The sequence below is a fragment of the Mesorhizobium sp. WSM3626 genome, assembly GCF_000513935.1.
GTDB lineage: Bacteria > Pseudomonadota > Alphaproteobacteria > Rhizobiales > Rhizobiaceae > Mesorhizobium > Mesorhizobium salmacidum.
The window spans coordinates 13437-26949 of the sequence record NZ_AZUY01000012.1; the positions used below are offsets into that span (position 1 = coordinate 13437).

The following is a 13513-nucleotide window of genomic DNA, read 5'->3' on the forward strand; positions in this document are numbered from 1 at the left end:
TTGGCTGGAGCAAGCGGGGCCATGGACATTCTCTGGAAAGGCGTGGTCGGCGGGCTGGTGACGGCCCTGATCGTCTGGGCGTCCAAGCGGGGCAATGTCTTACCCGGGATCCTGCCGCTGGCGCCGACCTTTGCCATCATCGCGTTGCTCGCTGTCGGCGCCAAGGGCGATCCAGGCGGATTCCGCGATGCCTGCCTTGCCGGAATGAAGACGATCCCGGCCTATCTCGCCTTCCTCGGCGCCTGCTGGCTGTTCATCGACAAGGTCGACTATCGCCTGGCTGTTGCCGGCGGCATCGCAGTCTGGCTGCTTGCCGCGCTGGCAATCTTCCTCGCGCCTCGCTATCTCTGAGGCGCGGCAGGCCGTCGAAGAAACGGAACTGCTTCAATCCGGACCGGAAAGGCTCTAAGCCTTTTCACCTCACCAGATTCGCGAACCCAAGGCTCTCCATGCGCTGTCCCTATTGCCAGTCCGAAGATACGCAGGTGAAGGATTCGCGCCCCGCCGAGGACGGCGCGGCGATCCGCCGGCGGCGTGTCTGCCCCGATTGCGGCGGCCGTTTCACCACGTTCGAACGCGTGCAGTTGCGCGACCTCGTCGTGGTCAAGAAATCAGGGCGAAAAGTGCCGTTCGACCGCGACAAGCTGTTGCGCTCGGTCGAGATCGCGGTGCGCAAGCGCAACGTCGACCCCGAACGCATCGACCGCGCCGTGACCGGCATCGTGCGCCAGCTCGAAAGTTCCGGCGAAACGGAAGTGGCTTCCGGCGAGGTCGGCCGGCTGGTCATGGATGCACTGAAATCGCTCGACGATGTCGCCTATGTGCGCTTCGCCTCGGTCTATCGCAATTTCCGCGAGGCCAAGGATTTCCACGAGCTGCTCGGCGAGCTGAAGGGGGACGAGGAAAAGAGCGAAGAGGACGCCGGCTGAGCATGGCAGCACCGCAACGCAACGAGGCCGAGCAAGCGGCCCTGGACCGCCGTTTCATGGCCGCTGCCTTGCGGCTGTCGCGCAAGAACGCCGGTCGCACCTCGACCAATCCATCCGTCGGCACCATCATCGTGCGTGACGACGGCTCAGGCCCGATGATCGTGGGTACCGGCGTCACCGCGATTGGGGGCCGGCCGCACGCCGAGACCGAGGCGCTGGCGGAGGCCGGCGAACTCGCGCGGGGCGCCACCGCCTATGTCACGCTCGAGCCTTGCGCCCATCACGGCCGCACGCCGCCTTGCGCCAACGCGCTGCTCAACGCCGGCATCGCGCGTGTCGTGGGCGCTGCCAGCGATCCGGATCCGCGGGTCTCCGGCAAAGGCTATGCCATCCTGCGTGACGCCGGTGTCGAAATGGTGGAAAAGGTCTTGGCCACCGAAGCTGCCGAACAGATGGCGGGCTATTTGATTCGCTCTCTGAGAAAACGCCCAGAAGTTATCCTGAAGCTTGCGCTTTCCAGCGACGGCAAGATCGGCATGGAAGGCGCCGGCCAGGTCGCGATAACAGGCGACATGGCGCGCCGCGAAGTCTACCTGATGCGCGCCGAGGCGGACGCCATCCTGGTTGGCATCGGCACGGCGCTGGAAGATGATCCGGCGCTGACGGTGCGTTTGCCCGGACTGGAGAACCGTTCACCCGCACGCATCGTGCTCGACCGCCAGGCCAGGCTGCCGGAGGGCTCGAAGCTGGTGTCCGGTGTCGACCGCGTACCGCTTTATGTCGCGGCTTGCCTGGAGGCCGATCCGCAGCGCCGGGCGGCACTCGAACGCGCCGGCGTGCGCTTCATCGGCACGGAAACGCACGAGGGCGGCGTCGCATTGCCGGAGCTGCTCGAAGACCTGGCGGCGCTCGGCATGGCAAGCGTGCTGGTCGAGGGCGGTGCCAAGGTGGCGAGCGCTTTCCTGGTCGACGGGCTGGTCGACCGCATCGTGCTGTTCCAGGGACCGGAAGCGATCGGCGAAGACGGCATTGCATCGCCTGTCGATGCCGACCATATCCCGGCGGGTTTTCGCAAGCTGCGCGAGATGCGGTTCGGCGAAGACGGTTACGCCGAATGGATCAGGGATTTTCAGGGATAGCGATCGATGTTTACCGGGATTGTCACCGATATCGGCACCGTGGCCGCCGTCAAGCCGCTGCGGGAAGGGGTGGGGCTGCGCATCGACACCGCCTATGATCCCGGGACCATCGCCATTGGCGCCTCGATCTCCTGCGGCGGCGTCTGCCTGACGGTCACGGCGTTGGCCGACAGCGGCTCGAATGCGCGCTGGTTCGAGGTCGAGGCCTGGGAAGAGGCGCTCAGGCTGACGACGGCGGCGGGTTGGAAATCAGGTACCAGGATCAATCTGGAGCGGGCGCTGAAGATCGGCGACGAGCTCGGTGGCCACATCGTTTCGGGCCATGTCGACGGCACCGCCGAGATCGTGGAGCGCAGGGATGAGGGCGATGCGGTGCGCTTCACGCTGGAAGCGTCGCGCGATCTGGCGAAATTCATCGCGCCGAAAGGCTCCGTCGCGCTCGACGGCACCTCGCTCACCGTCAACAGCGTCGCGGGCACCCGCTTCGACGTGCTGTTGATCCATCATTCGCTGACCGTCACCACCTGGGGCGAGCGCAAGACCGGCGACCGCGTCAATCTCGAGATCGACACCATGGCGCGCTACGCGGCGCGGCTGGCGGAGGCGGCGAAAGAGGGGCTTTGAAGCCTGCGGAACAGGCCGGCCCACGGCAATCTGATACGCCTGCAGACAATCTTCCGCTTGCGATCAAACCGGCTTCGGCCTAAGTCACCGGCGACCCCGGAGACATTTATGGCTGGCACATCCCAACACGGCAAGGCGTTCATTCGTCCCAAGGCGAAGGCGCACCTTCTTGTTATCGAGGCGCGCTTTCACGACGACCTTGCCGACGCGCTGCTCGACGGCGCGACAAGCGCGCTCGATGAAGCGGGCGCGACTTACGACGTCGTCACTGTTCCCGGTTCGCTCGAAATTCCCGCGGTGATCACCTTCGCGCTCGACGGCATGGCCGAAGGCGGGACCGGCTATGACGGTTTTGTCGCGCTCGGCACCATTATCCGTGGCGATACCTATCATTTTGACATCGTCGCCAATGAATCCAGCCGTGCGCTCATGGACTTGTCCGTGCAGTACTCGGTCTGCATCGGCAACGGCATCCTGACCACAGAGAACGATATACAGGCGTGGACACGGGCCAAGCGCTCGGAAGGCGACAAGGGCGGCTTTGCCGCGCGTGCGGCGCTGACCATGATCGCGCTGAAGGAACAATTGGGAGCGCGATCGTGAGCGAACCCGCTTCGCCAGGACAGCCCGTGGTGCGCCACGCCAACAAGCGCGGTGCTGCCCGTCTGGCCGCTGTGCAGGCGCTCTACCAGATGGATGTAGCCGGCAGCGGGGTGTTCGAGATCACCGCCGAGTACGAGGCGTTCCGCCTCGGCAAGGAAGTCGACGGTGCACTCTACCGCGAGGCGGACGCGCAATGGTTTCGCGCTATCCTGACAGGCGTCGTAGAGAACCAGAAGACCATCGATCCAATTATCCGCCAGGCGCTGACCGACGACTGGCCGCTGTCGCGCCTCGATTCCACACTGCGCGCCATTCTGCGCGCGGGCGTCTATGAGCTGATGAAGCGCGAGGACGTGCCTGTCGCGGTCATCGTCACCGAATATGTCGATATCGCCAAGGCATTCTACGAGGAGGACGAGCCGAAGCTGGTCAACGCCGTGCTCGACCGTGTGTCACGCCGTGTGCGTGGCGAGGGCCGCGGCAAGGACGCATCATGACGGCCATTGCCGTCGAGGCGGGCAAGGAGGCGCGGCGCACCGCGCTGATCCTCGCCGCCTCGCAGGCGATCATCGGTTCGGCCGCCCCCATCGCCATTTCCATGGGCGCGCTGGCCGGGCAATATCTGCTCGGCGCCGACAAATCCCTGGCGACGGCGCCGATCACCGGCTTCAATCTCGGCGTGGCGCTCGGCGCCTTGCCCGCGGCGGCCATCATCCGATGGCTCGGCCAGCGGGGCGGCTTCATGACCGGAACCGTCGTCACCGCGCTCGGCGGGCTGGTCGCCACCCTGGCATTGTTCCACGGCAGCTTCTGGCTGTTCGCGTTCGCGCTGCTCGTCATCGGCGTCGGCGGCGCCTTCGTCCAGCAGTTCCGCTTTGCCGCGGCCGACAACGCGCCGCCGGCGTTCAAGGCGCGCGCCATCTCCTTCGTGCTCGCCGGTGGCATCATCACCGCCATTCTCGGGCCGCAGATCGTCATCTTCACCCGCGAATTGTTCGCGCCTGTCATGTTTGCCGGTTCTTTCGCCTCGATCCTGCCGCTGGCGGCGGTTGGCGCCATCATCCTGTCGTTCCTGCGCTTGCCGGCGAGGGCCGCGAGCAAGGTGGACGTTGCCGACGGCGATGCCAGACCCCTTTCCGAAATCGTCACAAAGCCGCGTTTCGTCGCAGCGCTCTTCTGCGCCGTCGGCAGTTACGCGCTGATGAGTTTCGTCATGACCGGCGCGCCGCTTGCCATGGTCGGCTGTGGCCTGTCCGAGGACGATGCGACGCTGGGCATCTCCTGGCATGTCATGGCGATGTTCGGGCCAAGCTTCTTCACCGGCTCGCTGATCCATCGCTTCGGCGCCGAGCGCGTTGTCGCCACCGGCCTGCTGTTGCTGACCGGCTGTGCCGTCGTTGCCTTGTCGGGCCTGGCGCTGTGGCAATTCTGGACGGCGCTGATCCTGCTCGGTCTCGGCTGGAATTTTGCCTTCATCGGCGCCACCGCCATGGTGGCGGCCAGCTACCACCCTTCCGAAAAGGGCAAGGTGCAGGGCTTCCACGACTTCGTCCTGTTCGGCTCCGTCGCCTGCGCGTCGCTGATGTCGGGCATGGTCTACAACGCCTGGGGCTGGACGATGCTCAACTGGATGATCTTTCCGGTCGCCGCACTTTGCTTCGTGGCACTCGGCGCGCTGAAGATCACAAGCTTGCGGCCGGCTTGACGCCAATTTGAAAGTTATGCGTCCGGCGGCAGCACCTGAAGCACCCGCGCTATGAACATATGGAACTCAGCCATATAATTGCGCAGGAAGTCCTTGGTGGATTCAACCGTCACCTCGCCCTCATCCGTGATCAGCTCAGGCGTGAACTGGATATAGGCTTCCGGCGCATTCATCTGCGGCGAGTTGCAGAAACTCAGAACGCTGCGCAGGCTTTGTTGGGCGACGGCGGTCGCGATGGCGCCCGGCGATGTTCCGATGACGGCCGACGGTTTGCGCGCGAATGAATTCTTGCCGTAGGGGCGACTGGCCCAGTCGATTGCGTTCTTCAGTCCGCCGGGTATCGAGCGGTTGTACTCCGGGGTGACGAACAGCACGGCCTGGACGGAGGCGATCGCCTTTTTGAAAGCCTGGGCGGTTGGTGGGAAATTGGCGTCGTAGTCGTAACTGTAGAGCGGCAGATCCTTGAAGCCGATTTCCGTCATTTCGAGCTCGGGAGGGGCAAGTTGAACGAGCGCCTTCGCGAGCTTGCGGTTGATGGATTCCCGGGCAAGGCTGCCGATGAGATAACCGACTTTGTGTATGGCCATGACACGCTCTCCGTGTTTGCCGCCCACCCCTCGCGGCATTATTCACCCGATGGCGTCTGATCGCCAGCCCGCCGTTGCCGCCGCGCCGAAATCGGCGCGTCTGGAACAAAAATATTGCGCTGATCCCCCTTCTTATGAAACCGTATGCCCCGACTGGCCGTTGAAGCCATGCTCATATGCGCCCACCGCATTCCGGTTCACAGCAAGGGGTTTCACAATGTTTTCAGTCAAGGTTCTGGCCAGCGCGGCAATGGCGCTCGCCATCACGGCGGCTTCCGCGAGCGCTCAGGTCGTCGTCTCCTCGAAGATCGACACCGAGGGTGGCGTGCTCGGTAACATTATCCAGCTCGTCCTCAACGCCAACAACATCAAGACCACGGATCGCATCCAGCTCGGCGGCACGCCGGTGGTGCGCAAGGCGATCACCGCCGGCGAGATCGACATCTATCCCGAATACACCGGCAATGCCGCCTTCTTCTTCGAGAAGGCCGATGATCCCGCGTGGAAGGATGCCGCCAAGGCTTATGAGACGGCCAAGAAGCTTGACTACGACGCCAACAAGATCGTCTGGCTGTCACCGGCGCCGGCCAACAACACCTGGGCGATCGCCCTGCGCAAGGAAGTGACTGACGAGAACAAGCTCGTCACGCTGTCGGACTTCGGCAAATACGTCTCCGGCGGCGGCAAGGTGATGCTGGCGGCCTCCGCCGAGTTCGTCAATTCGGCGGCAGCCCTTCCGGCCTTCCAGACCACCTATGGCTTCACGCTGAAGCCTGACCAACTGATCACCCTTTCGGGTGGTGACACGGCAGCGACCATCGCGGCGGCCGCCAACCAGACCAGCGGCGCCAATGCCGCTATGGTCTACGGCACCGATGGCGGCATCGCGCCATCGGGCCTCGTCGTGTTGACTGACGACAAGGGCGTGCAGCCGGTCTACCAGCCGGCGCCGATCATCCGCGAATCCGTGCTGAAGGAGCACCCGGAGATCGAGACGCTGCTGAAGCCGGTGTTCGCCAAGCTCGATCTCGTCACGCTGCAGGAGCTCAATGGACGTGTGCAGGTCGGCGGCGAGCCGGTCAAGGGTGTCGCCGAGGACTTTTTGAAGAAGAACGGGTTTTTGAAATAGCTACGCGTCGATAAGTGACGTCAGTGCGAGGCATGACCATCCGCTTCGACAAACTCGGCGTGGTCATCGCCGCGCTCGCTGCTTACGCCGCGTTTCTAGCACCATTCGCCACCTTCCGCGCCAACCGCATCGTTCCCGGTCAGGCGCGCTCGATTCTCGAAGCTCTGCCGGCAACGACCGGTCCGCTGCTTTTGGCGATCCTCGTACTGGCCGCCCTTGTCGCCCTGTTCAGGACGCCGCTCATCTTGCGCCTTGCAGCCAGCGTCGTGGCGCTTGCCGCGCTGGCGCTGCTCCTCGGTGTCGCCGGCACATTCCTCACTCCGGCCGGCAATACCTTTGCCAGGGTTTCGCCGGCCTCCGGCTTCTGGATTCTCATCTTCGCCGTCACGCTTTTGCTCGCCGACGTGCTGACCAGGCTCAACCTGTCGCCTTGGGCGCGCGTCGGCGTGCTTGTCGTCGCGGCGCTGGCCATCGGCTTGCTGCTGATTTCGGGACGCTGGGACAGCCTCTCGATCCTCAAGGAGTATTCCAACCGCGCCGACAGCTTTTGGGCCGAAGGCTCCAAACATGTGACCCTGGCGCTCGGCTCATTGCTTGCCGCCGTGATCGTCGGCCTGCCGCTCGGCATCCTGTGCCACCGCGTCGAAAGCCTGCGGGCCGGCGTCCTCAACGTCTTGAACATCATCCAGACCATTCCTTCGATCGCGCTGTTCGGCCTGCTGATCGCGCCGCTTGGCTGGGTCGCAACTCATGTGCCGGGAGCAGCCGCGCTCGGCATCAGGGGCATCGGCACGGCACCCGCCTTCGTCGCGCTGTTTCTCTATTCGCTGCTGCCAGTGGTGGCCAACACCGTGGTCGGCCTTGCCGGCGTGCCGCGTGCCGCCAACGACGCGGCGCGGGGCATGGGCATGACCGATCGCCAGCGCCTGTTCGGTGTCGAGTTTCCGCTGGCATTTCCGGTGATCCTGACGGGCATCCGCATTGTCCTGGTGCAGAACATCGGCCTTGCCACCATCGCCGCGCTGATCGGCGGCGGCGGTTTTGGCGTGTTCGTGTTCCAGGGCGTCGGCCAGACGGCGATGGATCTGGTGCTGCTCGGCGCGGTGCCGACCGTGGCGCTCGCCTTCGCCGCCGCCATCATCCTCGACGCGGTAATCGAAATGACCGCCACCAAGCGCAGGGTTGAAACGGCATGATCGAGATCGAAGGCATTACCAAGCGCTATGACGCGACGACAGTCGTCGACAACGTCTCGATGGTCATCGAGCCGCGCACGGTTTGCGTCATTGTCGGCACCTCGGGCTCCGGCAAGACGACGCTGCTGCGCATGATCAACCGGCTGGTCGAGCCGACATCAGGCATCATCAAGCTCGACGGCGCCGACAATCGATCGGTGCCAGGTTACGAACTGCGCCGCAGCATCGGCTATGCAATCCAGGGCCACGGCCTGTTTCCGCATCGCACCGTGGCGCAGAACATCGCCACCGTGCCGGTGCTGCTTGGCTGGGACAAGGCCCGCATCAAGGCCCGCGTCGATGAACTGATGACGCTCTACCAGCTCGACCCCCGGGAATTCGGGCCGCGCTATCCGCACGAACTGTCCGGGGGCCAGCAGCAGCGCGTCGGCGTGGCCCGCGCGCTTGCCGCCGAGCCCAACGTTCTTTTGATGGATGAGCCGTTCGGCGCGCTCGACCCGATCATCCGCACCAAGGCGCAGGCGGATTTGCTGGCGATCCAGAAGCGCTTCGGCACCACCATCATCCTCGTTACCCATGACATGGAAGAGGCCGTGCACATGGGCGACAGGATCGCGGTCATGGATGCCGGCAAGCTCGTGCAATATGGAGGGCCGGCGGAGATCCTGGCGAAGCCGGCCAACGCTTTTGTCGAGACGCTGGTCGGCGCCAGCGAAAGGCCATTCAGGCTGCTATCGCTGGGCCGGGTGGGCGATGCGGTGGAGCAGGGCGCCGCCGAAGGCGAGGCGATCCCCGGCGACGCCAGCCAGCGTGACGCGCTCGCGGAACTTCTCTGGTCCGGCAGGCCGGCGCTGCCGGTCAAGGGCACCGACGGCAAGCCGATCGGCCGCGTCACCGTGGATGGCCTGGTCAAGCGGGCGGCGAGGCCGTCATGAAAGCCTGGCTGCCTCTGCTGCTCAGGCTTGCGCTTGTGGTGTTGCTTGTTGCCTTCATCACCAGCCCGGGTTGGTTCGAGCCGTTGCTGAAGCCGCTGACCGAAAACAACGCTCCCGTCATCTACAATCAAGGCAGCCTGCTGACGCTGACGCTGCTGCATCTGCGCACCGTGTTGATCGCGACCGTCGCGGCCACCATCGTCGCTGTGGCGCTCGCCATCCTGGTCACCCGGCCCGCCGGCGCCGAATTCCTGCCGCTGTCGCGCAGCCTGGTCAATATCGGCCAGACCTTTCCGCCGGTGGCGGTGCTGGCGCTCGCCGTGCCGGCGGTGGGCTTCGGCGAGAAGCCGACGCTGATCGCGCTGTTTCTCTATGGTCTGCTGCCGATCTTCGAGAACGCGCTCACCGGACTGACGACGTTGCCGGCCAATGTCGTCGAGGCTGCGCGTGGCGCCGGCATGACCGGCTGGCAAAGGCTCACCAAGGTCGAACTGCCGCTCAGCGCGCCGATCATCCTTGGCGGTATCAGGCTGTCGGTGGTGATCAGCCTGGCCACGGCCACCATAGGCTCGACGGTGGCGGCCAGGACGCTCGGCGAGGTGATCATCGCCGGCTTGCTGTCGAACAATCTGGCCTTCATCCTGCAGGGCGGTCTGATCGTGGCGGCGCTTGCCGTGCTGATCTATGACGGACTGTCGGCGGTCGAGCGCTACGCGGCGCGGCGCATGGGCAGAGAGGCGGACTGACCGGTGCCCGATGGTCGGGACGATTTCAATCGATCTAACCGCTGAGAGATCGCGACGGACACTCGCCAGCATCGACTTTTGGGCGAAAGCCGGGCAAAAATCGAACCATATCTTGACGTTCGCAGCCCTGTTTCGCATACACCGATGCGAAGAGGGGGATTCCATGCACGGGATTCCGTCTTTGTCTCAACGGCCCAGGGAGGGGTTCTTTTGGGCCAACAATCGAGGAAAACCCGGCAATGACCATAATTTCCGCCGTCATCGCCTGCGGCTTGCTTTCTGTCCTTTACGCCATATGGGCGACACGTTCGGTCCTTGCGGCCGATCAGGGCAATGCACGCATGCAGGAAATTTCCGCAGCCATTCGCGAAGGCGCGCAAGCCTATCTGGCACGCCAGTACACCACCATCGCCATCGTCGGCGTCGTCGTGCTCCTCCTCGCCTGGTGGCTGCTGTCGATCACCGCCGCCATCGGCTTCCTGATCGGTGCCGTTCTGTCGGGCGCCGCCGGCTTCATCGGCATGCATGTTTCGGTGCGGGCCAATGTGCGTACCGCGCAAGCGGCTTCCAACAGCCTTGCCGCCGGTCTCGACATCGCCTTCAAGTCGGGCGCCATCACCGGCATGCTGGTTGCGGGCCTGGCCCTGCTTGGCGTTTCGATCTACTACCTCATCCTCACCCATTTCCTCGGCCTCCAGCCCAATGACCGCATCGTCATCGACTCGCTGGTCTCGCTCGGCTTCGGCGCTTCGCTGATCTCGATCTTCGCCCGTCTCGGCGGCGGCATTTTCACCAAGGGCGCCGATGTCGGCGGCGATCTGGTCGGCAAGGTCGAAGCCGGTATTCCGGAGGATGATCCGCGCAATCCGGCCACCATCGCCGACAATGTCGGCGACAATGTCGGCGACTGCGCCGGCATGGCCGCCGACCTGTTCGAGACCTATGCGGTGACGGTCGTCGCCACCATGGTTCTCGCCGCCATCTTCTTCGGCGGTACCGCTGTCCTCGGTGCGGCGATGCTGTATCCGCTCGCCATCTGCAGCGCCTGCATCCTCACCTCGATCGTCGGCACCTTCTTCGTCAAGCTCGGCTCCAACGGCTCGATCATGGGCGCGCTCTACAAGGGCCTGATCGTGACCGGCCTTCTATCGGTCGTTGGCCTCGGCGTCGCCACCTCGGCCACGCTCGGCTGGGGCGAGGTCGGCACCGTTGCCGGCATGACCATCACCGGCAAGAACCTGTTCATCTGCGGCCTCATCGGCCTTGTGGTGACCGGGTTGATCGTGGTGATCACCGAATACTACACCGGCACCAACAAGCGCCCGGTCAACTCGATCGCCCAGGCATCGGTGACCGGCCACGGCACCAACGTCATCCAGGGGCTGGCAGTCTCGCTGGAATCGACGGCGCTTCCGGCAATCGTCATCGTCGGCGGCATCATCGCCACCTACCAGCTCGGCGGTTTGTTCGGCACGGCGATTGCCGTCACCACCATGCTCGGCCTCGCCGGCATGATCGTGGCGCTCGACGCCTTCGGCCCGGTCACCGACAATGCCGGCGGCATTGCCGAAATGGCCGGCCTGCCCAAGGAAGTGCGTCACTCCACCGACGCGCTCGACGCGGTCGGCAACACCACCAAGGCGGTGACCAAGGGCTACGCCATCGGTTCGGCCGGTCTCGGCGCGCTGGTGCTGTTCGCGGCCTATTCGAACGACCTGAAGTTCTTTGCCGCCAATGGCGACAAATATCCCTACTTCCAGGGCATGGGCGAAATCTCGTTCGATCTCTCCAACCCTTACGTCGTCGCCGGCCTGATCTTCGGCGGCCTCATTCCCTACCTGTTCGGCGGTATCGCCATGACGGCGGTCGGCCGCGCGGCGGGCGCCATCGTCGAGGAGGTGCGCAAGCAGTTCCGCGAGGATCCGGGCATCATGGCCGGCACCTCGAAGCCGAACTACGCGCGTGCGGTCGATCTCCTGACCAAGGCGGCGATCCGGGAGATGATCATCCCGTCGCTGCTGCCGGTGCTGGCGCCGCTCGTCGTCTATTTCGGCGTGCTGTTGATCTCGGGCTCGAAGGCGTCCGCCTTCGCCGCGCTCGGCGCCTCGCTCCTTGGCGTCATCGTCAATGGCCTGTTTGTCGCGATCTCGATGACTTCGGGCGGTGGCGCCTGGGACAACGCAAAGAAGTCGTTCGAGGACGGTTTCACCGACAAGAACGGCGTCAAGCACCTGAAGGGTTCCGAGGCGCACAAGGCTTCGGTGACCGGCGATACAGTCGGCGATCCCTACAAGGACACCGCCGGCCCTGCGGTCAACCCGGCGATCAAGATCACCAACATCGTGGCACTCTTGCTGCTGGCCGTGCTCGCGCACGGCTGAACGGCAACGATTGAATCTGAAAATCCGCGGGAGCGATCCCGCGGATTTTTCATTTGATGGGTCGCTGCGACCAGGAACGGGATTTCGTGTCTCGCCGGTTGCCACAAAATTTCAGCATTTCATCCTGTCACGATCTGTCGGTCGGGTGTCCCCGTCGTCGTCCAGCCATCCGGCATCGCACGGTCGTCACTGCTCATGTCCAAGCTCCCCAGCTTGGCGGTTTGATACGGGTTTGCCCCACCACTGGCGAGCCGGACCGGCCAAACAAAAACCCGCGGGATCGCTCCCACGGGTTTTCGGTCGCCTGAGACATTTCTGTTCCCCAAAAGTCAGGGAAGCAGGATCTAGGGAAGCAGGTATCTAAGGATCAGGGGGTGCCGCCGGGAATGCTGGGCGCCAGCTTGCTGGCGCCGTTGATGATCTGGCTGAGGAAGTTCTGGTCCTTGCCGCCGGTCGGCGTGGTGCGCGAAATGAAGTCAAAAATCTTGCCGTCCTTCAAGCCGTATTTGGCGATCTGAGTGACGCGGCTGTCCGGGCCGAAATAGACCGCCAGCACCTTCTGGTCGACCAGCCTCGGCTTGTCGAAGGCGACGTAGCGCTTGCGCGTCTGCGAGATATAGTAAAACGCCTCATTGTCGAAAGTAGCCGTGGTCGACGGCGTGCCGAGCGCCAGAAGCACCTGCTCGCGGCTGGAACCGACCGGCACAGAATCGATCGCCTGCTGATCGAGGACGTAGCCTTGCGTGAACGTCTCGCTCGGACTGAGGTCGCCGATCATCTTATTGGTGTGGCATGCAGACAGCGCCGCTACGATAGCCAGCAGCGAGATCGCACCGGCAGGCCTGGAAGTGAAAGTCGACTTGAAATTCAGCGCGCGCAACAACAATTCTCCATTCCATCGCCGCAACTTGCGCTGGGCCGCAAAACCGGTAAACCAGCTTGCTTGCCGATGCAACAAGGCCAATTCAACAAACGGTCCCCGGAGACCATCCCCATGTTCCAGCGCCTTTTTGGCCGCGAACGCCACGCCAACCGCACCATCACCGACGCGCTCTACGCACAAATCGTGGCGGCGGCGCGGCAGACTGTTTTTTATTCCCACTGGAATGTGCCTGACACGCCGCTTGGCCGTTTCGAGATGCTTTCGCTGCACATGTTCCTGGTCCAGTACCGCTTGCGCGGCGAGGACGGCGTGGCGCAGGAAATCGCGCAGGTGCTGATCGACGAGTTCTTCCTCGACGTCGATCATTCGCTGCGGGAACTGGGCATTGGCGACGTCGGCGTGCCAAAACGCATGAAGAAACTGGCGAAGATGTTCTATGGCCGCACCGCCGCCTATGATGATGCGCTGGAACGAAACGATCATGATAGTCTGACCGCGGCACTTACCCGTAATGTCCGTCCCGACGCCGGCGCTTGGCCGGAAGCGTCGCATTTGGCCGGGTATGTCGCCGACGCCAGCCGGCAGCTGAGTGCGCAGCCGACCGAATCGATCATTGGCGGCACTGTGGCATTTCCAGGGGCCAACGGAGGCTAATC

Annotated in this window: 15 protein-coding genes; 13 read left to right on the plus strand and 2 right to left on the minus strand. The window is 64.0% G+C overall.

Features of this window, described 5'->3' with window-relative positions; translation table 11 throughout:
• Positions 1–21: 21 nt before the first annotated feature.
• From M653_RS0111990 to M653_RS0112020, 7 genes are all read left to right on the plus strand, one after another.
• Positions 22–351: a GlpM family protein gene (locus tag M653_RS0111990; protein ID WP_027143576.1), complete on the plus strand. Its 330-nt coding sequence runs from the start codon at positions 22–24 to the stop codon at positions 349–351.
• A 98-nt stretch (positions 352–449) separates the two neighbouring features.
• On the plus strand, positions 450–929 hold the full coding sequence (gene nrdR / locus M653_RS0111995) for a transcriptional regulator NrdR (RefSeq protein ID WP_015318247.1): 480 nt from the start codon (positions 450–452) through the stop codon (positions 927–929).
• A gap of 2 nt (positions 930–931) precedes the next feature.
• On the plus strand, positions 932–2068 hold the full coding sequence (gene ribD, locus M653_RS0112000) for a bifunctional diaminohydroxyphosphoribosylaminopyrimidine deaminase/5-amino-6-(5-phosphoribosylamino)uracil reductase RibD (protein WP_027143577.1): 1137 nt from the start codon (positions 932–934) through the stop codon (positions 2066–2068).
• 6 nt (positions 2069–2074) lie between these two features.
• Positions 2075–2692: a riboflavin synthase gene (locus M653_RS0112005; RefSeq protein WP_027143578.1), complete on the plus strand. Its 618-nt coding sequence runs from the start codon at positions 2075–2077 to the stop codon at positions 2690–2692.
• Positions 2693–2800: 108 nt separating this feature from the next.
• Positions 2801–3295, plus strand: coding sequence for a 6,7-dimethyl-8-ribityllumazine synthase (gene ribH, locus M653_RS0112010; protein WP_027143579.1), 495 nt, complete (start codon positions 2801–2803; stop codon positions 3293–3295).
• Positions 3292–3792: a transcription antitermination factor NusB gene (nusB, locus tag M653_RS0112015; RefSeq protein ID WP_027143580.1), complete on the plus strand. Its 501-nt coding sequence runs from the start codon at positions 3292–3294 to the stop codon at positions 3790–3792. The genes ribH and nusB overlap by 4 nt, the downstream gene beginning before the upstream one ends.
• The gene (locus M653_RS0112020) at positions 3789–5000 is read left to right on the plus strand and encodes an MFS transporter (protein WP_027143581.1); all 1212 of its coding nucleotides are present in this window, start codon (positions 3789–3791) and stop codon (positions 4998–5000) included. The genes nusB and M653_RS0112020 overlap by 4 nt, the downstream gene beginning before the upstream one ends.
• 14 nt (positions 5001–5014) lie before the next feature.
• On the opposite strand, the gene M653_RS0112025 is transcribed toward M653_RS0112020, so the two are convergent.
• Positions 5015–5587, minus strand: a complete 573-nt coding sequence (locus M653_RS0112025) for an NADPH-dependent FMN reductase (RefSeq protein WP_027143582.1) — start codon at positions 5585–5587, stop codon at positions 5015–5017.
• A gap of 250 nt (positions 5588–5837) precedes the next feature.
• On the opposite strand from M653_RS0112025, the gene M653_RS0112030 reads away from it, so the two are divergent.
• The 5 genes from M653_RS0112030 (at position 5838) to M653_RS0112050 (ending at position 11974) form a co-directional block, all read left to right on the plus strand.
• Positions 5838–6716, plus strand: a complete 879-nt coding sequence (locus tag M653_RS0112030; RefSeq protein WP_280940102.1) for an ABC transporter substrate-binding protein — start codon at positions 5838–5840, stop codon at positions 6714–6716.
• 32 nt (positions 6717–6748) lie between these two features.
• Entirely contained in the window at positions 6749–7912 is a 1164-nt protein-coding gene (locus M653_RS0112035) for an ABC transporter permease (RefSeq protein WP_032935242.1), read from the plus strand.
• Positions 7909–8847 carry an ABC transporter ATP-binding protein gene (locus M653_RS0112040; RefSeq protein WP_027143585.1) on the plus strand — a complete coding sequence of 313 codons (939 nt, stop codon included), beginning with the start codon at positions 7909–7911 and terminating at the stop codon, positions 8845–8847. Before M653_RS0112035 ends, M653_RS0112040 begins: the two co-directional genes overlap by 4 nt.
• Entirely contained in the window at positions 8844–9593 is a 750-nt protein-coding gene (locus tag M653_RS0112045) for an ABC transporter permease (protein WP_027143586.1), read from the plus strand. The genes M653_RS0112040 and M653_RS0112045 overlap by 4 nt, the downstream gene beginning before the upstream one ends.
• Positions 9594–9832: 239 nt before the next feature.
• Entirely contained in the window at positions 9833–11974 is a 2142-nt protein-coding gene (locus M653_RS0112050; RefSeq protein ID WP_027143587.1) for a sodium-translocating pyrophosphatase, read from the plus strand.
• A 367-nt stretch (positions 11975–12341) separates the two neighbouring features.
• On the opposite strand, the gene M653_RS0112055 is transcribed toward M653_RS0112050, so the two are convergent.
• Complete coding sequence (locus M653_RS0112055) at positions 12342–12854, minus strand: outer membrane protein assembly factor BamE (protein ID WP_027143588.1); 513 nt, start codon at positions 12852–12854, stop codon at positions 12342–12344.
• Positions 12855–12968: 114 nt separating this feature from the next.
• Here M653_RS0112055 and M653_RS0112060 point away from each other — a divergent pair, with 114 nt between their 5' ends.
• A complete protein-coding gene (locus M653_RS0112060) occupies positions 12969–13511 on the plus strand; it encodes a ubiquinol-cytochrome C chaperone family protein (protein ID WP_027143589.1) in 543 nt (180 codons plus the stop codon).
• Positions 13512–13513: the final 2 nt, after the last annotated feature.